We start from the raw sequence: 23,938 nt of genomic DNA, 5'->3' as shown, positions 1-23,938 counted from the left end.
GAAGCGTGCGAGGAAAGCGTCACGCGGCCTTCTTGGCGGAGGCGGACGCCTCGACCACGCCGAGGATGTCGCTCTCCTTCATGATGAGCAGGTCCTGGCCGTCGATCTTCACCTCGGTGCCGGACCACTTGCCGAACAGCACGCGATCACCCGCCTTCACGTCGAGGGCAACGAGCTCACCCTTTTCGTTCCGCACGCCGGCGCCGACGGCGACGACTTCGCCTTCCTGCGGCTTTTCCTTGGCGGTGTCAGGGATGATGATGCCGCCGGCAGTCTTCTGCTCAGCTTCGATGCGCTTCACGACCACGCGGTCGTGCAGGGGGCGGAAACCCATCGGGAACCTCCATGTTGACGGTTGGGCCGTGCGCCTGCTGGCAAGCCCGGCGCCCGTGCCGGGACTGTCGTTGAGGCGCCCACACGGCACGCCCGCCCAGTCCCAGTTGCCATCTAAGAGCGCCCCGCAAGACCGACAAGGGGGGCGCGAGAAAAAATTAGCACTCCTCTCCCATGAGTGCCAAGCCGCCCGGCGCATGAGCAGCCACCCGCGATAGCGCTGTCGCCGCGAGCACTATTAGCAGACCGCAACCGATGCTGCTAAGACATTGATACCAAAATGGAAACCATTCTTTAGGCTTGCCTCGCGCAAGCTCCGTAGCCGACAATTCACCTGTCTTAACCACGAGGGTTTCAGCTCATACGGAGGTGTTCGATGGCGTCTTCCGATTTTGCCAAGCAGATGGCCGGCTACGGGCTGGTGACCGCCCACATCCTTTACCGGATGCCGGATCACCCGAGCTTCCTCCAGACCTACATCTGGCAGAATTACGATCTCTCGCCCCGCTTCCCCGAGCTGAACCGCTTTCTCGAATTCTGGCAGCGCGAACTGGAAGGTCCGCTGCACGAGGTGCGCGTGGTGCATCAGAGCCTCATCAAGCCCGCCGAGCTGCGGGCCGTGGGCGGCATTTTCCAGATCCACTGATCTGTTCCCTATGGGAATGTGTCTGGGGGCAGGGCGCCCGGTTTCGCTGCGGGCGCCCTGACACCGCCGCTTTATCAGTGTTAAAGAGGGGGCCGTCATGAACGAGGCCCCGGTGGACCATCGCACTCCCCGCACGTCCGAACTGCTTGCCGCCGTCCTAGCCGCCCACACAAGCGAGCGCGTTTCGGTGGGCGATCTTCTGGACGCGCTGCGCAATCGCGCGTTCGGCATCAGCTTCCTGCTGTTCGGCCTGCCCAACTGCATTCCCATGCCGCCCGGCATTCCGGTGATCTGCGGCATCATTCTCGCGCTCATCGGCCTTCAGATGGCCATGGGCCGGCAGGAGCTGTGGCTGCCGCAGGCGATTTCCAAGCGCACCTTCTCCCGCTCGGTGCTGGAGACCATCGTCAACCGCTCTCGGTCCTGGATCCTCTGGTTCGAGCGCTGGTCGCGGCCGCGCATGGAGGTGTTCGCCGGGCCGACCTCGCGCCGGGTCGTCGGGGCGCTGGTGGTGCTCCTCGGCTTCGTCCTGCTGCTGCCCATCCCCTTCCTCGGCAACATGCCGCCCGGCATCGCGGTGTGCATCCTCGGCCTTGGTCTCGTGGAGCGGGACGGGGCGGTGATCCTCGGCGGCTTCTTCGCCACCGCCATCGGCACGCTGGTGGCGTTCGCCATGACCTGGGCCATCTGGCAGGGCGCGGTCGCCATCTTCTGACGGCCCTTTTCCTCCGCGCGCATGCCCGCTAAGAGCGGGCGCCCAACGCAGCCGGGCCTCTGGCGAGGCCCCTCGAGGACCCATGCGCGTCGACGCCTTCGATTTCGACCTTCCCCCCGAACGCATCGCTTTGCGCCCCGCCGAACCGCGGGAGAGTGCGCGCCTGCTGCGCGTGCGTCCCGGCGCAGCGCCGGAACTGGAAGACCGCACCATCGCCGACCTTCCGGATCTGCTCCAGCCGGGCGACGCCTTGGTGGTCAATGACACGAAAGTGATCCCGGCCCGGCTCGATGGCACGCGCACCCGTGCCGGCGGCAGCACGGTGGCCATCGAGGCGACTCTCATCCGCCGCCTCTCGGGTTCGGCCTGGGCCGCCTTCGCCAAGCCCGCCAAGCGCCTCGCGGTGGGCGAGACCGTGGTCTTTGCCGGCGCGAGCGGCGGCACTTTGGAGGCCCGTGTTCTCGACAAGCTGGAGAGCGGCGAGGTGCATTTCGCCTTTGCCCTGTCCGGCCCTGAGCTGGATGCGGCCATCGACGCCATCGGTCACATGCCGCTGCCGCCCTACATCGCCGCCAAGCGGCCCGAAGACGATCGCGACCGCACCGACTACCAGCCGGTGTTCGCCCGCGTGGAGGGCTCGGTCGCTGCGCCGACGGCGAGCCTGCATTTCACGCCCGACCTGCTGGCGAAGATCGCGGCGCGCGGCGTCTCCCGCTACACGGTCACGCTGCATGTGGGGGCGGGCACCTTCCTGCCGGTGAAGGCCGAGGACACCACCGACCACCAGATGCATGCGGAATGGGGCGAGGTGAGCCCCGAAACGGCGGCGGAGCTCAATGCGGTGAAGGCCCGGGGCGGGCGCATCATCACCGTGGGCTCAACCGCTACCCGCCTCATCGAGACCGCGGCGACGCCGGAGGGGTCCATCCGCCCCTATCTCGGCGAGACGGACATCTTCATCACGCCCGGCTATGCCTTCCGTGCCTCCGATGTGATGCTCACCAATTTCCACCTGCCGAGATCGACGCTGGTGATGCTGGTGGCTGCCTTCGTGGGACACGAGACCCAGAAGCGCGCTTACGCCCACGCCATCGCCTCCGGCTATCGCTTCTATTCCTACGGCGACGCCTGCCTACTGGAACGGTGAGGTTGCCATACGTGCGGCGCGCTTTTCATTCGGGCCGGCCCGTGCTCTAGAGCAGCCGAAATGACCGACACCTTCTCCTTCAAGGTCCACGCGACCGACGGCACCGCCCGCACGGGCGCCATTTCCACGCCGCGCGGCGAGATCCGCACGCCCGCCTTCATGCCGGTCGGCACAGTGGCCACCGTCAAGGGCATCTATCCCGAACAGGTGCGGGCCACCGGCGCCGACATCCTGCTGGGTAACACCTATCACCTGATGCTGCGCCCGAGCGCGGAGCGGGTGGCCAAGCTCGGCGGGCTGCATAAATTCATGCGCTGGGAGCGGCCGATCCTCACCGATTCCGGCGGTTTCCAGGTCATGTCCCTGTCCGGCCTGCGCAAAATCACCGAGAAGGGCGTCACCTTCCGTTCGCACGTGGACGGCGCGCTGCACGAGATGACCCCGGAGCGCTCCATCGAGATCCAGGGCCTGCTCGGCGCTGACATCCAGATGCAGCTCGATGAATGCGTCAGCCTGCCCTGCGAGGAAGCCGAGGCCGAGCGCGCCATGCGCCTGTCGCTGCGCTGGGCGGAGCGCTCGAAGAAGGCGTTCGAGCTTCAGCCCAAGGGGCGGGCGCTGTACGGCATCGTGCAGGGCGGGGCGGTGCCGCGCCTGCGCATCGAATCCGCCCGCGAGCTCGCGGCTATGGACTTCCCCGGCTATTCCATCGGCGGCCTCGCGGTCGGCGAGCCGCAAGAGGTCATGCTGGACATGATCGAGACGGTCGAGCCGCACCTGCCCAAGGAAAAGCCCCGCTATCTCATGGGGGTCGGCACGCCAGACGACATGCTGGAGGCCGTGGCGCGGGGCATCGACATGTTCGACTGCGTGATGCCCACCCGCTCGGGCCGCCATGCGCTGGCCTTCACCCGCTTCGGCCGTATCAACCTCAAGAATGCCCGCCATGCGGAAGATTCCCGCCCGCTCGACGAAGAGAGTGATTGCCCGGCGCTGCGGGATTATTCCCGGGCCTATCTCCACCACCTTGTGCGCTGCGAGGAGATGCTGGGGGCCATGCTGATCTCCTGGGCGAACCTCCATTATTACCAGGACCTCATGCGCGGCATCCGCGGGGCCATCGCCGAAGGGCGGTTCGAGGATTTCCGCAGGGAGACGAAGGAAGGCTGGGCGCGCGGCGATATTCCACGCCTGGCCTGAATCGGAAATATTCCTAGAACGAAAATTAGTTTCTTCGTAAGGTGCGTTGCCTGAGCGCAGGGGAGGGGCGCGCCTTTTGGGGTTGCACCGTTCCGCCTTGCCGCCCAGAACACGCTCGCCTTCACAAGCCCCGAGGATCGCTCCGTGATCGAGACCAAGCCCATCGACGGAAAGGCGTTCGCCGCTGGCCTGCGCGCCCGCATTGCCGAAGAGGTCGCCGTACTGGTGCGGGACCATGACCTGAAGCCCGGTCTCGCGGTGGTGCTGGTGGGCGAGGACCCGGCGAGCCAGGTCTATGTGCGCAACAAGGCCGCCCAGACGGCGGAGGCCGGCATGGCCTCATTCGAGTACAAGCTGCCGGCCGACACGGCGGAAGCCGACCTTCTGGCGCTGGTGGAAAAGCTCAACGCCGATCCGGCGGTGAACGGCATTCTCGTGCAGCTTCCGCTGCCGGCCCATCTCGATTCCATGAAGGTCCTGGCCGCCATCGATCCGGCAAAGGATGTGGACGGCTTCCATGTGGTGAATGCCGGCCGCCTCGCGGTGGGCCTCGACGCCCTCGTGCCCTGCACGCCGCTCGGCTGCGTGATGCTGCTGAAGCATCACCTGGGCAATCTCTCCGGGCTCAATGCCGTGGTGGTTGGGCGCTCCAACATCGTCGGCAAGCCGGCGGCGCAGCTTCTGCTGCGGGAGGACTGCACCGTTACGATCGCCCATTCGCGCACCCGCGATCTGCCGGGCATGTGCCGCCAGGCTGACATTCTGGTTGCCGCCGTCGGCCGCCCGGAGATGGTGCGGGGCGACTGGATCAAGCCCGGTGCCACGGTCATCGACGTCGGCATCAACCGCGTGCCGAAGGCGGACGGCAAGACGCGCCTTGTGGGCGATGTGGCCTATGAGGAGGCGCTGGGCGTCGCCGGCCTCATCACGCCCGTGCCCGGCGGCGTCGGCCCCATGACCATCGCCTGCCTTCTCCAGAACACCCTCACCGCCGCCCGCCGCCAGAAGGGGCTCTGAGTCCGCGCGTGGCCCCCGGCAGGGCGCGCATGTCGCAGGGCCGCGCCGCCAAGGCGCGGCCCTCTGCCACTTGGAAGAGATCCAAACCGGGCTATATCGTGCGCCTTCGCTGCGGCTCGTGCCGCATGCTCAGAAGGACCGCACATGACTCGTATTCTGCTTGCTGTTCTGGCCCTTGCGGCCTCCACGGCGCTGGCGTCCGCCGATGCGGACGTGGCCAAGGGCGAACAGGCGTTCAAGAAGTGCATGGCCTGCCATGCCGTCGGCCCCGAAGCCAAGACCAAGGTCGGCCCGCCTCTGAACGGCATCGTCGGCGCCAAGTGGGCCCATTTCGAGGGCTATGCCTATTCCGAGGACATCAAGGCTGGCGCTGCCGCGGGCAAGGTGTGGGACGAGGCGACCCTCAACGACTACCTGACCAATCCCAAGGTTCTCGCTCCCAAGGGCAAGATGGCGTTCATCGGCATCAAGAACGAAGCCGAGCGCGCCGACCTCATCGCCTATCTGGCGCAGTTCAACGCCGACGGGTCGAAGAAGTGATCCTTGCGTCACCCATACGGGTGATGTGCGACCGGCGCTGATTTGCAATGGTTCTAAAGCCGGTCAGGCGCGTAGGTCGTGCGGGGGGCGCCCCGGCGGTGAGGCATTCACCGCCTGGCGCCGTGGCGGGGGTCGTCGGCATGGCGCCCCCGCACGATCACAGCACCTTTGTCATTTCGAGCCGCTCGCACGCTCGCCCTGACCTCCCACTTTCTCTCGACATCCTCTCTTGCGCGTCTCGACCCGCCGTGGTGAAGGGCGGGACAGATGGCGCGTACCGCGCCGCGCGATCGCTTTGGGCCGTCCTGCCACGGCCGGGGAGAGGCCGATGCCCGATCATGATTTCCGCGCCCAGCGCCTGTTCGTTCGCGAGGATCTTGCTGCGGACACCACCTTCTCGCTGCCGTCGGAGCAGGCCCATTACGTCGCGAACGTGATTCGCCTGCCCGTGCGCGGCGGCCTGCTGGTCTTCAACGGGCGGGACGGGGAGTGGCGGGCGACCCGCATCGAGGGCGGCAAGAAAGAGGTACGCCTGTCCATCGGCGGCCAGACCCGACCCCAGCCGGCTGCCGCCGGCCTCACCTACGCCTTCGCGCCGCTGAAGCACGCCCGCCTCGATTACATGGTCCAGAAGGCCGTGGAGATGGGCGCCGGCGTGCTGGCACCAGTGCTGACCCAGCACACGCAGATTCCCCGGGTGAACGGCGAGCGCATGGAGGCGAACGCCATCGAGGCGGCCGAACAATGCGGCATCCTCACCATCCCGTCGGTGCGCGCCCCGCAGGGGCTTTCCGCCTTTCTCGGCGCCCGGCCGGCCGACGACATGCTCGTGTTCTGCGACGAGGCCGCGCCCGTCGCCGACCCGCTCGTGGCGCTGCGGCCTGCGGCGGGCGGGCCCATCACCGTCCTGATCGGTCCGGAAGGCGGCTTCTCCGCGGACGAGCGGACGCTTCTGCATCGGCAGGAGCGTGTGATCGTCATCGCACTCGGGCCGCGAATCCTGCGCGCCGACACGGCAGGGGTCGCAGCACTCGCGCTCGTTCAGGCGGTGTGCGGGGACTGGAGACCCACTTCCGGTTGAAGTCGAAAAAGTTCCCGCTCACCGTGTGGAGAGCTGGAAATATTTTCGATCCCACGGCAACGCCAGCGTTCACATTGTGTTTTGAGGCAGAAGATCAGCGACGTGGGCTGGTTTGATTCCAGTCTTTTGCGCGTGCCCCATTGCTGACGGATTTGCGATCACCCTCAGCGCAACTTCGCGCCGGTCGAAGCGTTAGTGCTTCGACTTGGCTCGCTGGCGAGCCGGGAGGTACGCATGTCCAATGATTATCGCTTCGGCATCGAGGAAGAGTTCTTCGTCGTGGATGCCGAGACTAAAGCGGCGCTGCGCCGGATGCCGTCCGGCTTCTTCGATGCGCTGCGCGATCGCCTCGGCGACTCCATCACGGTCGAACTGCTCCAGTCGCAGCTCGAAATGGCCACCGCTCCGACGGACCGCATCGGCGACGCGCTCGATGAGCTGCGCGACCTGCGCCACATTGCCGGGCGCGTCGCAGCCGAACACGGCCTTGGCTTCATCGCCGCCGGCACCCATCCCACCGCGAGCTGGGACAATGTGCGCGCCACCAAGGCCAACCGCTACGACGGGTTGATGCAGGATCTGCAGATGCTCGGCGAGCGCAACATGGTGTGCGGCCTGCACGTTCATGTGGAACTGCCCGATCCGGACCTGCGCGTGGACGTCATGCGGCGTATCACGCCCTATCTGCCCCACTTCATCGCCCTGTCCACCTCCTCGCCCTTCTGGGGCTCGCGGCAGACCGGCCTGATGGGCTATCGCCTTGCGGCCTATGACGAGCTGCCCCGCACTGGCCTGCCCGAGTTGTTCGAGGACAATGCGGCCTATGAGGAATATGTGGCGGCGCTCGTGGGCGCGCGGGCCATCAGCGATTCGAGCTACGTGTGGTGGGCGATCCGCCCCTCGCAGAAGCATCCGACCCTGGAGCTGAGGGCGCCCGACGCCTGCACGCGGGTGGAGGATGCGGTGGCGCTCGCCGCCCTCTATCGCTCGCTCGTGCGCTTCCTCGTGCGCCATCCCGAGCACCACCGGCATATCGGCGCGGTGGACCGGGCCATCGCCAACGAGAACAAATGGCGAGCCCAGCGCTACGGCATCCACGGCTCGTTCGTGGACCTCGCGGAACAGCGCGCGATCCAGGTGCGCGATGCCCTCGACCAGCTCATCGCCCTCGTGGCCGATGATGCCGAGGATCTCGGCTGCCTCGATGCACTGCTCCATTTGCGCACCATTCCGGACGCCGGCACCAGCGCCGACATGCAGATCGCCGTCTATCAGGAGGCGCACCACCGCACGGGCAACCGCGGTGAGGCCCTCCAGGCGGTGAAGACCTGGCTCGCTCACGCCACGCTCCAGTGAGGCGGGGCCGCCAAACAAAAAGGGCCGCCGGGGCGTCGGCGGCCCTCATTTTCACTTCGTCAGGACAAGCTCAGAGCTTGAACGGCACGATGGTCTGCTGCTGCTCGCCGAGGCCGTCGATGCCAAGGCGCACCACGTCGCCCGCCTTCAGATAGCGCGGCGGCTTGAAGCCGAGGCCGACGCCGGGCGGGGTGCCGGTGGTGATGATGTCGCCGGGATCGAGCACCATGAACTGGCTGATGTAGGAGACGAGATAGGCGACGTTGAAGATCATCGTCTTCGTCGAGCCGTTCTGCACCCGTTCGCCGTTCACCTCGAGCCACATGCCGAGGCTGGAGGTGTCGGTCAGTTCGTCCGTGGTGACCATCCAGGGGCCGAGCGGGCCGAAGGTCTCGCTGCCCTTGCCCTTGGTCCACTGGCCGGCGCGCTCGATCTGGAAGTGACGCTCGGACACGTCGTTGCAGATCGTGTAGCCGGCGACGTGCTTGAGGGCGTCCTTCTCGTCCACATAGCGGGCGCGGTCGCCGATGACGATGACCAGTTCCACTTCCCAGTCGAGTTTCTGGGAATTCTTGGGGACCATCACGTCGTCATTGGGGCCGACCACGCAGTTCGGCGCCTTGTTGAACAGCACCGGCTCCTCGGGAATCGGATTGTTCGTTTCGGCCGCGTGGTCCGCATAATTGAGGCCCACGGCGATGAAGTTGCCGGGCCGCGCCACGCAGGAGCCGAGGCGCACGCCCTCGGGCGCCAGCGGCAGGCCGGCGGGATCGAGGGCCGCGATCTTGGCAAGACCGGCGCGGGTGAGAACCTCGCCGCCAATGTCGGAGACGACGCCGGACAGGTCGCGGATCTTCCCGCTTGAATCGATTAGACCCGGCTTTTCCTGACCTGGGGCGCCGAAGCGGACGAGCTTCATGGATGTTTCTCCCTTGGGAATTATGCCGCACCGCGGACGGGCGGAGGGGCGGCAAGCTGGCCCGGAGCGCCCGTTTGGTCAATGGGCTCGGCCACGGCAGCGCCGCGCCGTCGCCTTGAAACCGCCTGCCGCTGGCCCTTCCTTCGCGGGTGCGTCATAAAAGGGATACACGACTCCGGCTAAGTCCGGCATCATGCTATCCCGTAGCATAACCGGAATGAGGCCCTCCGCGTGAGCGACAGCCCTGAAGAACGCCGGTTCCGTGCGCTGTTCATCTCCGACGTCCATCTTGGGACGAAGGGATGTCAGGCGGATCTCTTTCTCGATTTTCTCAAGTATCATGACGCAGATACCATCTATCTGGTCGGCGATATCGTCGATGGATGGCGGTTGCGTGCTTCGTGGTACTGGCCGCAGAAGCACAATGACGTCGTGCAGAAGCTGCTGCGCAAGGGCCGCAAGGGCGCGCGCATCGTCTATCTGCCCGGCAATCACGATGAATTCCTGCGCGATTACTACGGCATGCACTTCGGCGGCATCGAGGTGGTGGAAAGCATCATCCACGAGACCGCCGCGGGCAAGCGCTACCTTGTCATCCATGGCGACGTGTTCGACGTGGTGGTGCGCCACGCCAAGTGGCTCGCCTTCCTGGGCGACGGCGCCTATTCGTTCGCCCTGCTGGTGAACACCTACGTCAACCTCGTGCGCCGCAAGCTCGGCCTCACCTATTGGTCGCTCAGCCAGTGGGCGAAGCTGAAGGTGAAGAATGCGGTGAACTTCATCGGCAAGTTCGAGGAAGCGCTCGCCGAGGAGGCCCGCCGCCAGAAGGTGGATGGCGTCATCTGCGGCCACATCCACCACGCCATCGAGCACGACACCCACGGCGTCCATTACGTCAACTGCGGCGACTGGGTGGAGAGCTGCACCGCTATTGCGGAGCATGAAGACGGCCGGCTTGAAATCATCTATTGGGCGAAGCAGGTGCGGGCCGCGGAACTCTCCGGCGAACCGCTCCAGGGAGCGCGCGCGGCGGCCTGATGCGGGTATTGGTGGCGACGGATGCGTGGCATCCGCAAATCAACGGCGTGGTGCGATCGCTGGAGCAGACCGCACACGAGGCATCCAATCTCGGAGCGGAACTGGAGTTCCTGACCCCCCAGGGGTTCCGGACCATTCCCTTGCCCTCCTACAACGAAATCCGCCTGTCGCTGGCGACGCCGCGCATGATCATGCGCCGCATCGAGGCCATGAAGCCGGATTTCGTGCATGTGGCCACCGAAGGGCCGATCGGCATTCTGGTGCGCCGCGCCTGCATCGCCACCAAGCGCACCTTCACCACCTCGTATCACACGAAATTTCCGGAATATCTGCGCGCCCGGGCCCCGGTGCCGGAGCGCCTGACCTATGCCTGGCTGCGCTCCTTCCACAATGCAGGCGGCGGCGTCATGGTCTCCACCGCGACGCTGGAGCGCGATCTTGAGGCCCGCGGCTTCAAGCGGCTGATGCGCTGGACCCGCGGCGTCGATGCCGAGCTGTTCCGCCCGCGCCCCGAGGCAACGCTGAACCTGCCGCGTCCCATCTTCACCTTCGTCGGCCGGGTGGCGGTCGAGAAGAACATCGAGGCCTTCCTCGCCCTCGACCTGCCTGGCTCGAAGGTGGTGGTGGGCGGCGGTCCGGCGTTGGCGAGCCTGAAGGAGCGTTTCCCGCAGGCGCATTTCCTCGGACCGAAGGAGGGCGAGGATCTCGCCTACGTCTATTCGGCGAGCGACGTCTTCGTCTTTCCGAGCCGCACCGACACCTACGGCATCGTGCTTCTGGAAGCGCTGGCCAGCGGGCTGCCGGTCGCGGCCTATCCCGTCACCGGGCCGCTCGACGTCATCGGCCCGGAGCAGGGGACCATCGGCATCCTCGACGAGGACCTGCGCACCGCCTGCCTCAAGGCGCTGGAACTTTCGCCGCTCGCAGCGCGGGAATTCGCTCTGCGCCACACCTGGCGGGAGAGTGCCCGCCAGTTCCTCGACAACGTGCTGATCGCGCACGACATCGGCCCGATCGCGCGGCGCTATCGCCTGCTGCGGCGGCCTCGGATATTGTCGCGCGCATGAACGCGCACGCTCGTCCGATTCCGACCGCCGCCGATGTGGATGCCGCCGCCGAACGCCTCAAGGGCGTGGCCGTCCGCACCCCGCTCGTCTATTCGCCGCTGCTCAGCGACATGACGGGCGGCCGCATCTTCCTGAAGCCCGAGACGCTCCAGCGCACCGGTTCCTTCAAGTTCCGCGGCGCCTACAATCGCGCGGTGCAGATCCCGGAAGAGCGCCGCGCCGCCGGCGTGGTGGCATGCTCGTCGGGCAATCACGCGCAGGGCCTCGCCGCCGCCGCCAAGCTGCTCGGCATGCCCGCCGTCATCGTCATGCCCAACGACGCCCCCGCGCTGAAGCGCGAGCGCACCAAGGCCCTGGGCGCGCAGGTGGTCGGCTATGACCGCGTGACCGAGGATCGCGACGCCATCGCCAATGCCATCGCCGCCGAGCGCGGCGCCGTCTTCGTGCCGCCCTATGACGATCCGGACGTGATCGCCGGGCAGGGGACGGTGGGACGCGAGATCTGCGAGGATCTAGCGGCGCTCGGCCTTTCCCTCGATATCGTCTCGGCCAACGCGTCCGGAGGCGGTCTCATGGCGGGCATCTCCCTGGCGGTGAAGGCGCGCTTCCCGGACGCTCTGCCGCTGACGGCGGAGCCGGCGGACTTCGACGACCACGCCCGCTCCTACAAGTCCGGCATTCGCGAGCGCAATGCGAAGCCGGCGGGCTCCTTCTGCGATGCGCTGCTGGCGCCGACGCCTGGTGAGATCACATTCGCGGTCAACAGCAAGCTCACGGGCGGCGCGGTCTCGGCGACCGACGCGGAGGTAGCGCGCGCCGTCGCCTTTGCCTTCCTGGAACTGAAGCTGGTGGTGGAGCCGGGCGGCGCAGTCGCGCTGGCGGCCCTGCTGGAAGGCCGCATCCCCGCCAGGGACAAGACGGTCGCCATCGTCCTGTCCGGCGGCAATGTGGATCCGGAGACCTTCGAGGCCTGCCTCAAGACGCTCTGAAGGAACCTGCGGCACCCAACAAAAAGGCCCGGAATGATCCGTTCCGGGCCTTTGTCGTTCTGCGGGAGGCTTCGCTCAGCGGGCGAAGCCCGGCGAGAAGTCCGTGGCGCTGATGAGCTGCTTGATGATGCTGAGCTCTTCGCCGCCGGTCGGGGTAGTCTGGGAGACGAAGTCGAAGACCTTGCCGTCCTGCAGACCGTAATTGGCGATGCGGGTCACACGCTTGTCCTTGCCGAAATAGACCGCCAGCACCTTCTGGTCGGTGATCTCCGGCTTCAGGAAGGCGACGCGCTTCTCGGTCTGGGAGATGTAATAGAAGACATCGCCATTGAGGGTGGACACGGTGGAGGGCGTGCCGAGCACCAGCAGCACCTGCTCACGGCTGGAGCCGACCGGCACCTGCTCCAGCGCGCCGTCGCTGAGCACATAGCCCCGCTGGTAGGTGCGCACGATGCCGGTGGGCGGATTGCCCGCGGCGACGCCCATGGGCGGAAGGCTGCCGCAGGCCGCAAGCGAGAGCCCGGCCAGCGCGAGCGCGGCGGCGGTCGTCGCCGCGGAGACCCGCCGGACCGGAAGGGAGGAGGCAGACCTCTGTGCAGACCGTCCTGGTGCCACGCTGTACCTCTTAAATATGCGCCACATCATCCGAATCGGCGCCGCGAGCGCCCGTTCGTGCACGATCGGTTCCGTGATTACCACAGAACCCCGAGGCACGAGCGCCCAGACCCGCCCTTGCCACCGCGCCCAACGCGGGTTACGCCGCTCGACACCGTTCGCGTCAGGTACCCGGCCGGCCCACAGAACCGCAAGTCATGATTCTGAACCTGTTCCGTCGATCCCAGACGCGCGAGACCATTGAGCGCCTGTATGGCGCGATCGTGGCGCAGGCGCGGCAACCGGTGTTCTACACCGACTTCCATGTTCCCGACACCGCCGAAGGGCGGCTGGAACTGCTGATGCTGCACGTCCATCTCGCCTGCCGCCGCCTCGGCGCGGCCGAGGGTGAGGTGCGGGCGCTGTCGCAGGAGGTATTCGACGCCTTCCTGGCCGATATGGACAGCACCCTGCGCGAGATGGGTATCGGCGATCTCTCCGTCCCCAAGAAGATGAAGAAGATCGGCAACGCCTTCTATGACCGGGCGGCCGCCTATGATGCCGCCCTGGCAGAGACCGGTCCGGCGCTCGCCGAAGCCTTGTCGCGCAACCTCTTCGAGCGCTATCACGAGGCTGGCCTGTCCGGCCGCTCTTCCGCGCTCGCCGCCTATGTCCGGGACTGCCTTGCCGCGCTCGGCACGCAGGCTGATTCCGATTTCGCGCGGGGCCGCATTGCGTTCCCGCTCCCGAGGGCCGAGGAGGCCACACAACCGTGACCGATCTTCCCTATTCCCAGATCCTCGCCGTTGCGGACATCCCGCCGCAGGGCCTCGAACTGACCCTGAAGCCGGATGCGGACGTCTGCGCGGCGATGGCCCGCCACCTCGATATTCCGGCCGTGAGCGAGGTGGTGGCGAAACTGCGCCTGACGCAGGAGAAGGCGGATGGCGCCCGCGTCACCGGGCGCGTCAGCGCGAAAGTGACACAGATTTCCGTCGTCTCCCTTGAACCCTTCGAGTCTTCCTTTTCCGAGGAACTGGACGTGCGCTTCGCCACCGCCGACATCATCGCCCGGGAAGTGGCGGATGCGCCGGAAGAGAGCGATTTCGATCCGCCCGACCTCATCGAGAACGGCAGCATCGACCTCGGGCTGCTCGTGACCGAGTTCCTCGCACTCGGGCTCGATCCCTATCCGCGCAAGGACGGTGAGGTGTTCAAGGCCTATCAGGAATCCGATCCTGCCGAGGCCCCGGTGTCGCCTTTCGCGGCGCTCGCGCGGCTGAAGGAAAAGCCGTGATTTTCCACCGGAGTTGCGATGTGCGGGCGAGTGGCTATTTTCCGCCCGCCGGCGTCTGTTGCGTCGCTGCGCGGATTGTTTCAGGAATTCAGGGCCGATGAGCGCACCCGTTCGCATTGCCATTGACGCCATGGGCGGCGACCACGGCCCCGAGGTCGTGCTGCCCGGCGTCGAACTCGCGCGCGTGCGCCATCCCGATACCTCTTTCCTTCTGTTCGGCGACGAAGCGGCCATCCGTCCGATTCTCGCGCGCTATCCCGCCCTGTCGACCGCCTCCCGGATCATCCACACCGATGTGGTGGTGGGGATGGACGACAAGCCCAGCCAGGCACTGCGGAGGGGGCGCTACAAATCCTCCATGTGGCGCTGCATCGATGCGGTGAAGGCGGGCGAGGCGGATGCCGCCGTATCCGCCGGCAACACCGGCGCGCTCATGGCCATGGCCAAGGTGAACCTGCGCACCATGCCCGGCATCGGCCGCCCGGCCATCGCCGCCATCTGGCCGACCCTGCGCGGGGAAAGCATCGTGCTGGACGTCGGCGCCTCCATCGGCGCGACGTCGCAGAGCCTCATCGAGATGGCGATCATGGGCTCGGCCATGGCCAGCACCGTCTTCGACATCGAGCGCCCCACCGTCGGCCTGCTGAATGTGGGCGTCGAGGAGGTGAAGGGCGTCGAGGAGGTCAAGGAAGCCGGCCGCATCCTGCGCGAGGAGGGCGTCGCCGGGGTGAATTATTTCGGCTTCGTCGAGGGTAACGACATCGGCTCCGGCACCGTGGATGTGGTGGTGACGGAGGGCTTCTCCGGCAACATCGCGCTCAAGACCGCCGAAGGCACGGCCAAGCAGATCGCCAGCTATCTCCGCGCGGCGCTGAGCCGCACCTGGCGGGCGAAGCTCGGCTATCTGCTGGCGCGCGACGCCTTTGCGGCGCTGCGTGAGAAGCTGGATCCGCGCCGCTCCAACGGCGGCGTGTTCCTCGGCCTCAACGGGGTCGTGATCAAGAGCCATGGTGGCACGGACGCGGAAGGATTCGCGGCGGCGGTCGATCTCGGCTACGACATGGTCCGTCACCGGCTTCTGGAACGGATCGAAAAAAGCATCGTGACGCGCCTGCCTGCGGCAGGCCGGGGGAGCGAGCCGGTGGAGGCGGAAGGTTCATCGTGATCGGCATTCATTCTGTGGTTCGCGGCGTGGGGTCCTATCTTCCGCAGAAGGTTCTCACCAATGCCGATCTGGCCGAAATGGTGGACACCTCTGACGAGTGGATCGTCCAGCGCACCGGCATCAAGGAACGGCACGTCGCGGCCGAGGGCGAGTTCACCTCCGCCCTGGGGCTGAAGGCGGCGCAGGCGGCACTCGCTGACGCGGGCCTTGTGGCCGACGACATCGACCTCATCATCCTTGCCACGTCGACGCCCGACCAGACCTTCCCGGCGACCGCGGTCACCATCCAGAGCGAGCTCGGCATCACGCGCGGTGCGGCCTTCGACCTCCAGGCCGTGTGCTCGGGCTTCGTCTTCGCGATCGCGACGGCCGATGCCCATCTGCGCACCGGCGCCTTCAAGCGCGCGCTGGTGATCGGCGCGGAGACTTTCTCGCGCATCCTCGACTGGAATGACCGCGGCACCTGCGTGCTGTTCGGCGACGGGGCCGGTGCCATCGTGCTCGAAGGGGTGCCGGCGGACGAGGCGAAGGGCAGGGGCGTTCTCACCTCCCACCTGCGCTCCGACGGCCGCCACCGCTCCAAGCTGTTCGTGGACGGCGGGCCCTCCAGCACGGGCACCGTCGGTCATCTGCGCATGGAAGGCCGCGAGGTCTTCAAGCACGCCGTCGGCATGATCACGGACGTGATCGTGGACGCCTTTGCCGCCACCGGCGAGAGCGCGGAGACCATCGACTGGTTCGTCCCCCATCAGGCCAATCGTCGCATCATCGACGCCAGCGCGCAGAAGCTCGGGATTGCGCCGGAAAAGGTGGTCACCACCGTCCAGTCGCACGGAAATACCTCTGCCGCCTCGATTCCGCTCGCGCTCGACGTCGCCCGGAAGGACGGGCGCATCAAGCCGGGTGACCTCGTTCTGCTCGAGGCGATGGGCGGCGGCTTCACCTGGGGCTCCGCTCTTCTGCGCTGGTAATTTGTTCCTGACGCAAATAAAGCGTTAAGAACATTGACCTTGCTGCGGTCCACTGGCTAGGGTCGCGGCAGTGGGGGTGTCCTCGAGGGGTCGGGAAGACACATGGCTGGACGCACGATAACGCGCGCCGATTTGTGTGAGGCGGTCTACCAGCAGGTGGGCCTGTCTCGCACGGAGTCCGCCGCGCTTGTGGAAATGGTGCTGCGGGAGATCGCGGACTGCCTGGCCAAGGGGGAAACGGTCAAGCTGTCCTCGTTCGGGTCCTTTGTCGTGCGGGACAAGGGCCAGCGGGTGGGGCGCAATCCGAAGACCGGCGAGGAAGTGCCGATCGAGCCCCGCCGGGTCATGGTTTTCAAGCCGTCCAGCATCTTGAAGAATCGCATCAACGGGCGCACTGGAAAGGCGGCTGGACGCGAATAAGGAGCCGCGAGGCACGTGGTTGAGGCGAGGCATCCCGACAAAGCCCCGGACGCCTTCCGCACCATCAGCGAGGTGGCAGACGAACTTGAGCTGCCGCAGCACGTCCTGCGCTTCTGGGAAACCAAGTTCACCCACATCCGCCCCGTCAAACGGGCCGGCGGCCGGCGCTATTACCGCCGCGAGGATGTGGACCTGCTGCGCGGCATCCGCCGGCTCCTCTACAGCGAAGGCTACACCATCAAGGGTGTGCAGAAGATCCTGAAGGAGCAGGGTGTTCGCCACGTGCAGGCCGTTGGCTTCGACGACGGTCCGGCCGAGTTCGGCGCCCCGCCTGCGCCCCGGCGCAACGAGCCCGATACAGCGCCCATGCACACGGACGAGGGGTCCGGCTTCGGTGGCCTGCTCGGCGGTTTTCTGCCCCGCCGGAAGAGCCGTGCCGCGGCCGACGAGATGCGGGACGTGCCCGGCCATGACGAGCCGCCGCTGCCCTTTCCCGACTTCGCCAATTTCACGCCCCGGACGGAAGAACCGGTTCCGCCGCCGCGCCAGCGGGCGCAGCCCCGCGCGCCGGAACCGCGTCCCAAAGTGGAGCGCAGCGAGCCGGCCTTCGAAGTGCCGCGCGAGCCTCCGGCCCGTGTGCCGGAGCCGCCGCGCGCGGCCGCCCGGCCACGACAGCCGATGATGGAAGAGGAACCGGAAAGTTACGAGCCGCGCGTCGATCCTGTCTTCGATGCGCCGCCGCCCCGTCCGGACCCCCGCCCCATGCCGCGCCCGTCGCGCGGGCCCGCCTCGCGCATCCCCGATCGCTCCCATGCACCGGAGATGGACGATCCGCTGCTGCCCTTCTTCGATGATCGCGATGCGGAAGATCCGGTCTCCGAGCCGCTGGATGCGCGCATCCGCCGCCTGAGGGAAGGCTCGCCCCCGGCGGTGCCGTTCGATTCCGGTCCGCCTTCGGAGTTCGCGCCCAAGCGGGCGCGCCGCCCCGTGGAGCCGCAGCCCGAGCACGAGGATGAGGATATCCTCGACGATTATCACGCCGTGCCGCCGCCCCGCGCCGCCCGCCCGCCCGAGGCGCGTCCGCATCCGGCCGACATGCACGATCAGTTGCCCTTCGGCGCGCCCGCGCGCGCCGCGCGACGGGCCGAGCCGCCGCAAGAGCCTCCCATGTCTTTCGATCGCCAGCCGCCCCGTTCCGAACCGGTTCTGCGCCGTCCGCTGGACGAGCCCCCGGCGCGTCCGGACCCGCGCTATCGGCCCGAGCCGCCTCTTACGGCGCGCGGGCCTGCCTCCCTGGACGACGAGGACATGGACGAGGGGAACTGGGAACCGGACGACGGGCAGCACGATTTCGAGGAGCGCGGCTGGCAGCGCCACGCTCCCCAGCCCGAGCGCTACGAGCCGCCCCCCCGGATGCCGCATCCCTCCGTGGCGACCCAGCCCGCCCGCCGTCAGGAGCCCGTGCGGCACGACACCTATGAGCCGCGACCGGGGGACCACGCGCCCCGCGACATGCGGGGGAGCGATTGGCAGCAGGTGGAGGATGACGGCGCCTACGGCCGGTCGGCGCCGCGCGAGCGCCCGCGCGCCCAGCCCGCCCCGTTGCGCGCCCATCGCGCGGAGCCGCAGGATCCCTTCTTCGATCCGCCGGACATGCCGGCGCCGCCGCTCGGTGGTGCACGCCGGGTCGGGCCTCTGCTGGGGCCGCTCGAGGAATATGAGCCGGAGGATTTCGTGCCGGATGGCCCTTCGCCAGCGCGTCCCGTGACCGAGCGCCGGGGGGCTGCCAGCGAACATGTCCGCCCCCATCGGCCGGAGACCTGGGCGGACGAGGACGATGGCTATGCGCCGCCCGAGCCGAACCGGCCGGGCCCGCCGGAGCAGTATTTGCCGCCGCACCTGCGATCCGAGCCGCGCATGGCCGGCACGCCGCAGCCGCCGGCGCCTGTTCTGACGCGGGAGGACATCAGCCGCCTTCAGTCGGCGCTGTTCGAGCTGACCGAGTGCCGCCGCATCATCGCCGGCCTCGGCGTTCCCCGCGGAGTAGCGGACAGCGAGACCTGAGCTTCGTTCGGGGCGAGAAAAGGGAGAACGCCGGAGCGGGGAACCTGCCTCGCACTCCGGCGTTTCGTGAACATCATCAGCCCCGCGGCAATCTCGTGCCACGGCGGGGCAGGCAGGACATCGCATTCGCACGCAGAGCGCGCGCGTTCAGGCGCTGGTCCGTTGACGTGTGGGGTGGCGGCGAGAGCCGCGTGCGGTCCGCTATCAGCGGCTCGCGAAGAACCCGCCCTCGTCTTCGACGACGGAGAGGGCGACCTTGGTGGTGCCGGAGCCCTTGAACCCGAGTTCACCGGCTGCGGCCTTGGAAACGTCGATGATGCGACCGCGGACGAACGGGCCCCGGTCGTTGATGCGGACCACAACCGTGCGTCCGTTCTTGAGATTGGTGACGCGAACCTTCGTACCGAAGGGAAGCGAGCGATGGGCTGCCGTCAGGGCGTTGGGGTTGAACCGCTCACCGCTGGCTGTGCCGCGACCCTGCCAATAGTAGGACGCGACACCCGTCTGCTTGGGCTCCGCCGAAGCGGCAGTCGCCAAGCCCGACATCGTCAGAGCAAGCGATCCAATCAGAACCCCTTTTCGGATCTCCATTCCCGCAACCTCCATTGTTGTTGATGGAAGTGTCGCCAATGGCCACGGAATGGGGCGAGAATGTCACGCGCCTGAGGCGCTACAACGCAAAACACAACCTGAGAGGTATCTCGGTCGGCGCTGGAAATGTTTATCCACAGGACCGTTGCAGAATTGTCGCGACTTTTTCTTGACCTTTCCGAGATCTCTGATCTTGAAAAGTCTGCCTTATGAATCTGTTTTAGGCTTCAAAATCAGTCGACTAACGGCCGGAGCGCCGAGCTTTTCAGCCCCTCGGCACCATAAGTCTTAACGCACGTGCCGCTCGCGCCTGTGGAAAAACATGGTCTGCTAACCAAGTTCTCCGGCAATCCGGCTTGGCAGCAGTTCTCCTTCGCGTTCCAGCACCGGATAGGCGGTGCCGGCGACGAGATGCGCATTGATGCGTTTGAGGTCGCGGACGACATCCAGCTGTAGCGAACTGGTCTCCGCCGATTCGACCACGCCGCCACGCATCCGCTCGAAGTGATTCTGGGTCGCGCGGGTTTCGAGATCCCGGAACACGGCCTTCTCGGCCGCAAGGATGCGGGCGGTGCGCGCATCATTGGTCATGAAGAGCGCACCGGCGGTGTGCAGGTTTCCGATGACACGATCGATGATGGTGGCGATCTCGGCCTTGCCCTCCGGCGAGAAGGCGAGCCCGCGCTTCAAGCGCTTGGCGGCCAGCGGCAGCAGGGAATTGTCGAGGACGTCGCCGGCATGTTCCAGATTCGTCGCAAAGGCGAGAATCTCGTCGAACCTCTCCCGGTCCTCCGGCCCCAGCGTCTCGTGGTCGAGGCGCATGAGATAGGCCTGGATGGCGGCATTGAGCCGATCGAGCACGTCATCGAGCTTCTGGGCTTCGGCCACACGCTGCCCCTGGTCCTTGTCGAGCGCATCGCGGGTGCAGGAGAGCATGGTCTCCAGAATGTCCGCGAGCCGCAGGGCCTCGCGTGCGGCGTTCCCAAGGGCGACCACCGGCGTATCGAGGGCGGCCGCATCGAGATAGAGCGGGCGGGCGGGGTCCGGCGGCAATGCCTTCAGCGGGAAGAGCCGGCACAGCAGGGCGGAGAAGGGCTTCAGCAGCGGCAGGAAGACCACCGCCAGGATGAGGTTAAAGAGCGTGTGATAGTCCGCGACGGCGCGGGTGACGGACGGCTCGAGTTCCACCAGAGCCACCGACACGGGCCCCAGCAGTGCCAACCCGACCACGACGCCCACAAGCCGGTTCAGCAGATTCCCGAATGGGACACGGCGGGAGGCGGGATCACTGGCGGAACTAGCCTCCAGCAGCGGGTTCAGCGCGCTGCCGAGATTGGCGCCGATCACCAGCGCCATGGCGGCTTCCGGCGAGACGACGCCCTTGGCGGCGAGCGACATGGCCAGCAGCACCACCGCGACGCTGGAATGGGCCACCCAGGTGAGCACCGCCGCCACGGCGACGGCCACGGTCGGCTGGGTCGAAACCGCGCCCATCAGCAGGCGCAGGTTCGGCGCATCCTCATAAGGCGTGATGAATTCGATGAGCTGGTGCAGCGCCAGCAGCATCAGGCCAAGGCCGATGGCCACCTTGCCCAGATCCCGCGGCGGCTGGGTGTTGGAGCGCCGATAGACCATCACGCCGAGCAGGATGAGGGCCGGCGACAGGGGTGAGATATCGAAGGACAGGAGTTGCACGACCAGCGTGGTGCCGACGTTCGCGCCCAGCATGACAGCGAGCGCGGGGGCAAGCTCCACGAGGCCGGAGGCGGCGAAACCCGCCACCATCAGCCCCGTGGCGGTGCTGCTCTGGAGAATCGCCGTGACGCCGAGCCCGGCGAGGAAAGCGTGCAGCCGTGTCTTGAGCGCGCCGGAGAGAAAGGTGCGCAGGCGCGGCCCGAAGGCGCTCTGGACGCCGCTCTGGACCATGTGCGTGCCCCACAGCAGCAGGGCCACGCAGCCGGCGAGATCAAGAAGCGTGACGGGAAAGGTCAAGACGGCACCGCCCCTTGCGACCACTGGGCGGGCACCATGGCACGCACCGCCGCTCGGTCAAGTGACGCAAGCCGGCAAAGCAGGCGCCGTCCCATGTCCTGCACGGCCGCGAGCAGCGATCCACATCCCGCGTGGTCGTTCTGCATGCGGGGCAGGGGACAAATGTCATTCGAGGCTTGTCGCAGCCGATCCGATGGTCTAACTCTCCGCCCCACGTTGACGCGGCGACGCACACGGGACGTTCTTCACGAACCGACCGTCCGGGAGTTCGCAGCGGAGACCAGAGCAGTGGCATGACGGGCAGTAGCGCAGCCCGGTTAGCGCACTAGTCTGGGGGACTAGGGGTCGTGGGTTCAAATCCCGCCTGCCCGACCAGTCAATCGTCAATGATTTCAGGCGATAAGCTTGAGATCGCTGCTCTGATAAAAGGGCCGGAGTGCTGACAGGCACTCCGGCCCTTTCCCTTTCCGCAGGCGGCCGGCCGTCCGAGCCGGCAGGCGGGGCACCCTCGCGGCGCCTCATTCTGGTCCTGCAAGGGCCTTCAGAAGCATGTTGGCCGCCGGCACGGTCGCGCTGTCGCCGGTGAGGGCGACGGCAACGATCGCGTTGTCCGCGGGCGAGAACGCGACGATGGCGCTGGCGCCGGGTGTTCCGCCCGCGTGCCCGATCCATCGAATCGAACGGGCACCGTCGTTCACGTCGAACACCATGATTCCGAGCCCGGAATAGGTGCCCTTTTCGTACATGGGGTATAGCGCTTGAGCCATCGCGCGCACCGTCCGTTTCGGAAGCAGTCGTCCGCCGAGCAGGGCCGCCCAGAAGCGGGCCATATCGGCGGCATCGCCGACGACGGGACCGGCAGCGCCAGCCCAGCTTGGATCGATGGCCTGTTCGCGCGCCGTCACAAGTGGCGCAACGCCTTCCGATCCGCCGCCCGGCACGAGCGCACGCAGCGAGGAGAGCCCCAATGGCGTGATGATCCGCGCCGTGATCGCCTCATCAATGGAACGGTGATCGGCCTTGCGGACGACTTCCCCGAGCAGATCGTATCCCGTGTTGGAATAGCGCCAGTTTGCGCCGGGGCAGAACAGAGCTCCGTGACGGCGCACGATCTCAAGGTTGGTTGCCGGATCGCGATAGCGGGGATCGGCGTGGGCCCCGACATCCTCATTGGCGCTGAACAAGCCGCTGGTGTGGGCGAGCAGATCACGGAGCGTCGCGATCTCGCCGCTCGGCACACCTGCGATCCATCGCGAAACCGGGTCATCGAGCGACAGTTTCCCCTCTTCGGCGAGTTGCAGGACAACGACCGCCGTAAAGGTCTTCCCGGCACTCGCCCAGAACAGGCGCGGCGCATCCGCCGGCGCATGGGTCTTCTGCCACAGGCCCTTTCCCGGAACGGCGACCGCTGCCGTCAGCGCCGATGCGACCGTGAATTCTTCGATCCGCTTGTAAATGCCGTCGAGACGACGGCTGATGCCCGACGGCAGCGCCTGCTCGGGCACCGGGGCCATCGTCGTGATGGCGACTGCGGGATGCATCGGCGCGCCGATATAGCTGGCCCGAACGGTGCATTGAACGGGGCCAAAGTCGGCGGAATGGGCGGATGAGCCCCCCGCCAGGCTCATGAGCCCGACCAGCGCGAGGATCAGGCGCGCCTGCCGAATCACGGCCCCGGCCCGGTTGCGCTGCCAATCGAGGTCAGCGATCCGGCGGGCGGGACGGCTCACTGGCGCCGGCACCCGGCGCGATGAAGCATATCGCTGACAATCAACGGCGTCGCAGGTGTTTCTGCACCGCGATCGGAGGCTGTACCCTTGAGGGCTTGGCCAGCGTTCGCCGCGTTCAGGCTCAACGGCTTCTGGCAGGCGGCATTTCCCATGGTCACGACCGCACTTGCGGCTTCGCCAACGCCGGCCAGATAGGCGGTGAGAACCTGCTGCGCGGTGCGATCCGTTGGAGCCTTCTCCAGCATCTCCGCCACCTGATCGACCGAGATCAATCCACGGGAGGTGGTTGGCGCGGCCATCGCGAGACCGGCAGTGGCAAGCGCGGTTGCAAAGACGAGAAAGGCGATGGGTCGTTTGGCAGGACATTGGGGCATGGGGCGACTCCCTGAAGACGGGAAATCTGTCTCACGACAAAAAATTATTGGCAAACGATAATTTTTTTCCCATGTTGACCCGGCGGGCAGAGGAGGCGTGCAGCCATGGATCCATCATCGAGAGGGCTCGACATGACCTCTGAGCACGATCGGGAGCGGCGTTGCGATCGCATCCGGCACCTCAGCCGGCTGATGGCGGCAGGCTGTCTCGCCACCTCCTTCATGCTGGTGACGGCGATGCTCCTCTATTGGACGACGACGCCGACGCGCACCCTGTTCAGCCAGGCGGGACTTGCGAATGCGCCGGTTGCGGAGATCGATCTCGCGGTCCGGGCCTTGGCGTTCGGCATTTCGATGGTGCCCCTCGCAGCGCTGGTCTATGGGCTCCTCGGGGCCCGCCGTTGCTTCACCGCCTTCGCGGCCGGCGTCATCTTCGCTCGGGAGCCGATCAACGGGCTCAGGGATTTTTCGGTCGGCGTCGCGGCTTCGGCCGTTCTGAAGCCCCTCGCGGGCGCGGCGCTCTCGGTCCTTCTGAGCCTGCATGATCCGGCGGGCACAAGGGCGCTCGTACTGAACATCGGATCGGATACGCTCATCGCCCTGATTTTCGCAGGGACGGTCGCCGCCGTGGCCTGGGTCATGGCGGAGGCGATGGAGATCGCCGATGAGAACAAGCAGTTCGTCTAGGGGCGCTG

General features: G+C 66.9%; 24 protein-coding genes, 1 tRNA gene and 1 pseudogene. 19 read left to right on the top strand and 7 right to left on the bottom strand.

The genetic code is table 11. The annotated features are described in order from the left end of the window. Positions 1-19: 19 nt before the first annotated feature. The gene (gene groES, locus AZC_RS11960; RefSeq protein ID WP_012170838.1) at positions 20-334 is read right to left on the bottom strand and encodes a co-chaperone GroES; all 315 of its coding nucleotides are present in this window, start codon (positions 332-334) and stop codon (positions 20-22) included. Positions 335-709: 375 nt separating this feature from the next. Between groES and AZC_RS11955 the strand changes: the two genes are divergently transcribed. The 8 genes from AZC_RS11955 (at position 710) to AZC_RS11920 (ending at position 8,032) form a co-directional block, all read left to right on the top strand. Next, positions 710-979 (top strand): usg protein, encoded by a 270-nt coding sequence (locus AZC_RS11955; RefSeq protein ID WP_012170837.1) that lies wholly within the window; start codon positions 710-712, stop codon positions 977-979. 97 nt (positions 980-1,076) lie between these two features. Beyond that, on the top strand, positions 1,077-1,694 hold the full coding sequence (locus AZC_RS11950) for an exopolysaccharide biosynthesis protein (RefSeq protein ID WP_012170836.1): 618 nt from the start codon (positions 1,077-1,079) through the stop codon (positions 1,692-1,694). An 82-nt stretch (positions 1,695-1,776) separates the two neighbouring features. After that, positions 1,777-2,841: a tRNA preQ1(34) S-adenosylmethionine ribosyltransferase-isomerase QueA gene (queA, locus tag AZC_RS11945; RefSeq protein WP_012170835.1), complete on the top strand. Its 1,065-nt coding sequence runs from the start codon at positions 1,777-1,779 to the stop codon at positions 2,839-2,841. Between the two features lie 60 nt (positions 2,842-2,901). Next, positions 2,902-4,038 carry a tRNA guanosine(34) transglycosylase Tgt gene (tgt, locus tag AZC_RS11940; protein WP_012170834.1) on the top strand — a complete coding sequence of 379 codons (1,137 nt, stop codon included), beginning with the start codon at positions 2,902-2,904 and terminating at the stop codon, positions 4,036-4,038. Between the two features lie 147 nt (positions 4,039-4,185). Further along, complete coding sequence (gene folD, locus AZC_RS11935; RefSeq protein WP_173362998.1) at positions 4,186-5,055, top strand: bifunctional methylenetetrahydrofolate dehydrogenase/methenyltetrahydrofolate cyclohydrolase FolD; 870 nt, start codon at positions 4,186-4,188, stop codon at positions 5,053-5,055. 144 nt (positions 5,056-5,199) lie between these two features. After that, the gene (locus AZC_RS11930) at positions 5,200-5,595 is read left to right on the top strand and encodes a c-type cytochrome (protein WP_012170832.1); all 396 of its coding nucleotides are present in this window, start codon (positions 5,200-5,202) and stop codon (positions 5,593-5,595) included. Between the two features lie 328 nt (positions 5,596-5,923). Then, the gene (locus tag AZC_RS11925; RefSeq protein WP_012170831.1) at positions 5,924-6,676 is read left to right on the top strand and encodes a 16S rRNA (uracil(1498)-N(3))-methyltransferase; all 753 of its coding nucleotides are present in this window, start codon (positions 5,924-5,926) and stop codon (positions 6,674-6,676) included. 234 nt (positions 6,677-6,910) lie between these two features. Continuing rightward, a complete protein-coding gene (locus tag AZC_RS11920) occupies positions 6,911-8,032 on the top strand; it encodes a carboxylate-amine ligase (protein WP_043879273.1) in 1,122 nt (373 codons plus the stop codon). Between the two features lie 70 nt (positions 8,033-8,102). Here the strand turns inward: AZC_RS11920 and AZC_RS11915 are convergent, their stop codons facing one another. After that, the gene (locus AZC_RS11915; protein ID WP_012170829.1) at positions 8,103-8,951 is read right to left on the bottom strand and encodes a fumarylacetoacetate hydrolase family protein; all 849 of its coding nucleotides are present in this window, start codon (positions 8,949-8,951) and stop codon (positions 8,103-8,105) included. A gap of 231 nt (positions 8,952-9,182) precedes the next feature. Between AZC_RS11915 and AZC_RS11910 the strand changes: the two genes are divergently transcribed. Genes AZC_RS11910 through AZC_RS11900 form a run of 3 tightly spaced genes read left to right on the top strand, consistent with a single transcriptional unit; the run spans position 9,183 to position 12,045 of the window. Then, complete coding sequence (locus AZC_RS11910; protein WP_012170828.1) at positions 9,183-9,989, top strand: UDP-2,3-diacylglucosamine diphosphatase; 807 nt, start codon at positions 9,183-9,185, stop codon at positions 9,987-9,989. Then, positions 9,989-11,056, top strand: coding sequence for a glycosyltransferase family 4 protein (locus AZC_RS11905; RefSeq protein ID WP_012170827.1), 1,068 nt, complete (start codon positions 9,989-9,991; stop codon positions 11,054-11,056). Before AZC_RS11910 ends, AZC_RS11905 begins: the two co-directional genes overlap by 1 nt. Beyond that, positions 11,053-12,045: a threonine ammonia-lyase gene (locus AZC_RS11900; protein WP_012170826.1), complete on the top strand. Its 993-nt coding sequence runs from the start codon at positions 11,053-11,055 to the stop codon at positions 12,043-12,045. The genes AZC_RS11905 and AZC_RS11900 overlap by 4 nt, the downstream gene beginning before the upstream one ends. A gap of 75 nt (positions 12,046-12,120) precedes the next feature. Here AZC_RS11900 and AZC_RS11895 read toward each other — a convergent pair whose 3' ends face one another. Continuing rightward, complete coding sequence (locus tag AZC_RS11895; RefSeq protein ID WP_415453985.1) at positions 12,121-12,660, bottom strand: outer membrane protein assembly factor BamE; 540 nt, start codon at positions 12,658-12,660, stop codon at positions 12,121-12,123. A gap of 197 nt (positions 12,661-12,857) precedes the next feature. Between AZC_RS11895 and AZC_RS11890 the strand changes: the two genes are divergently transcribed. The 6 genes and pseudogenes from AZC_RS11890 to AZC_RS25510 form a co-directional block, all read left to right on the top strand. After that, positions 12,858-13,415, top strand: coding sequence for a ubiquinol-cytochrome C chaperone family protein (locus AZC_RS11890; protein ID WP_012170824.1), 558 nt, complete (start codon positions 12,858-12,860; stop codon positions 13,413-13,415). Further along, positions 13,412-13,936: a YceD family protein gene (locus tag AZC_RS11885; protein ID WP_012170823.1), complete on the top strand. Its 525-nt coding sequence runs from the start codon at positions 13,412-13,414 to the stop codon at positions 13,934-13,936. Before AZC_RS11890 ends, AZC_RS11885 begins: the two co-directional genes overlap by 4 nt. A gap of 97 nt (positions 13,937-14,033) precedes the next feature. After that, positions 14,034-15,101, top strand: coding sequence for a phosphate acyltransferase PlsX (gene plsX / locus AZC_RS11880; protein WP_012170822.1), 1,068 nt, complete (start codon positions 14,034-14,036; stop codon positions 15,099-15,101). Then, positions 15,098-16,072, top strand: a complete 975-nt coding sequence (locus tag AZC_RS11875) for a beta-ketoacyl-ACP synthase III (protein WP_012170821.1) — start codon at positions 15,098-15,100, stop codon at positions 16,070-16,072. Before plsX ends, AZC_RS11875 begins: the two co-directional genes overlap by 4 nt. 102 nt (positions 16,073-16,174) lie before the next feature. Beyond that, positions 16,175-16,492 (top strand): integration host factor subunit alpha, encoded by a 318-nt coding sequence (locus AZC_RS11870; RefSeq protein WP_012170820.1) that lies wholly within the window; start codon positions 16,175-16,177, stop codon positions 16,490-16,492. Between the two features lie 15 nt (positions 16,493-16,507). Further along, a pseudogene (locus tag AZC_RS25510) lies at positions 16,508-16,828 on the top strand (MerR family transcriptional regulator); the annotation flags it as partial. A gap of 1,932 nt (positions 16,829-18,760) precedes the next feature. Here the strand turns inward: AZC_RS25510 and AZC_RS11860 are convergent. After that, positions 18,761-19,147 carry a septal ring lytic transglycosylase RlpA family protein gene (locus AZC_RS11860; RefSeq protein WP_043879272.1) on the bottom strand — a complete coding sequence of 129 codons (387 nt, stop codon included), beginning with the start codon at positions 19,145-19,147 and terminating at the stop codon, positions 18,761-18,763. A gap of 330 nt (positions 19,148-19,477) precedes the next feature. Further along, the gene (locus AZC_RS11855; RefSeq protein ID WP_043879271.1) at positions 19,478-21,139 is read right to left on the bottom strand and encodes a Na/Pi cotransporter family protein; all 1,662 of its coding nucleotides are present in this window, start codon (positions 21,137-21,139) and stop codon (positions 19,478-19,480) included. Between the two features lie 297 nt (positions 21,140-21,436). Between AZC_RS11855 and AZC_RS11850 the strand changes: the two genes are divergently transcribed. After that, a tRNA-Pro gene (locus tag AZC_RS11850) sits at positions 21,437-21,514 on the top strand. Positions 21,515-21,657: 143 nt separating this feature from the next. Here the strand turns inward: AZC_RS11850 and AZC_RS24410 are convergent. Both AZC_RS24410 and AZC_RS25695 read right to left on the bottom strand, forming a co-directional pair. Continuing rightward, positions 21,658-22,869: a serine hydrolase domain-containing protein gene (locus tag AZC_RS24410; protein WP_158304112.1), complete on the bottom strand. Its 1,212-nt coding sequence runs from the start codon at positions 22,867-22,869 to the stop codon at positions 21,658-21,660. Next, positions 22,866-23,243, bottom strand: coding sequence for a hypothetical protein (locus AZC_RS25695; protein ID WP_043879270.1), 378 nt, complete (start codon positions 23,241-23,243; stop codon positions 22,866-22,868). Before AZC_RS25695 ends, AZC_RS24410 begins: the two co-directional genes overlap by 4 nt. Before the next feature lie 132 nt (positions 23,244-23,375). Between AZC_RS25695 and AZC_RS11835 the strand changes: the two genes are divergently transcribed. Then, on the top strand, positions 23,376-23,930 hold the full coding sequence (locus AZC_RS11835) for a hypothetical protein (protein WP_043879269.1): 555 nt from the start codon (positions 23,376-23,378) through the stop codon (positions 23,928-23,930). Positions 23,931-23,938 lie beyond the last annotated feature (8 nt).

It is taken from the genome of Azorhizobium caulinodans ORS 571 (genome assembly GCF_000010525.1).
Taxonomy (GTDB): domain Bacteria; phylum Pseudomonadota; class Alphaproteobacteria; order Rhizobiales; family Xanthobacteraceae; genus Azorhizobium; species Azorhizobium caulinodans.
The sequence above is the reverse complement of the archived record's forward strand: the minus strand, read 5'-3'. Positions and strand labels throughout refer to the sequence as shown.

Coding starts and splice junctions, on each gene's coding strand:
- tgt (WP_012170834.1), top strand. CDS start 2,902: ATGACCGACACCTTCTCCTTCAAGGTCCACGCGACCGACGGCACCGCC.
- queA (WP_012170835.1), top strand. CDS start 1,777: ATGCGCGTCGACGCCTTCGATTTCGACCTTCCCCCCGAACGCATCGCT.
- groES (WP_012170838.1), bottom strand. CDS start 334: ATGGGTTTCCGCCCCCTGCACGACCGCGTGGTCGTGAAGCGCATCGAA.
- AZC_RS11890 (WP_012170824.1), top strand. CDS start 12,858: ATGATTCTGAACCTGTTCCGTCGATCCCAGACGCGCGAGACCATTGAG.
- AZC_RS11920 (WP_043879273.1), top strand. CDS start 6,911: ATGTCCAATGATTATCGCTTCGGCATCGAGGAAGAGTTCTTCGTCGTG.
- AZC_RS11860 (WP_043879272.1), bottom strand. CDS start 19,147: ATGGAGATCCGAAAAGGGGTTCTGATTGGATCGCTTGCTCTGACGATG.
- AZC_RS11955 (WP_012170837.1), top strand. CDS start 710: ATGGCGTCTTCCGATTTTGCCAAGCAGATGGCCGGCTACGGGCTGGTG.
- AZC_RS11835 (WP_043879269.1), top strand. CDS start 23,376: ATGACCTCTGAGCACGATCGGGAGCGGCGTTGCGATCGCATCCGGCAC.
- AZC_RS11930 (WP_012170832.1), top strand. CDS start 5,200: ATGACTCGTATTCTGCTTGCTGTTCTGGCCCTTGCGGCCTCCACGGCG.
- AZC_RS11900 (WP_012170826.1), top strand. CDS start 11,053: ATGAACGCGCACGCTCGTCCGATTCCGACCGCCGCCGATGTGGATGCC.
- AZC_RS25695 (WP_043879270.1), bottom strand. CDS start 23,243: ATGCCCCAATGTCCTGCCAAACGACCCATCGCCTTTCTCGTCTTTGCA.
- plsX (WP_012170822.1), top strand. CDS start 14,034: ATGAGCGCACCCGTTCGCATTGCCATTGACGCCATGGGCGGCGACCAC.
- AZC_RS11950 (WP_012170836.1), top strand. CDS start 1,077: ATGAACGAGGCCCCGGTGGACCATCGCACTCCCCGCACGTCCGAACTG.
- AZC_RS11915 (WP_012170829.1), bottom strand. CDS start 8,951: ATGAAGCTCGTCCGCTTCGGCGCCCCAGGTCAGGAAAAGCCGGGTCTA.
- AZC_RS11905 (WP_012170827.1), top strand. CDS start 9,989: ATGCGGGTATTGGTGGCGACGGATGCGTGGCATCCGCAAATCAACGGC.
- AZC_RS11925 (WP_012170831.1), top strand. CDS start 5,924: ATGCCCGATCATGATTTCCGCGCCCAGCGCCTGTTCGTTCGCGAGGAT.
- AZC_RS11870 (WP_012170820.1), top strand. CDS start 16,175: ATGGCTGGACGCACGATAACGCGCGCCGATTTGTGTGAGGCGGTCTAC.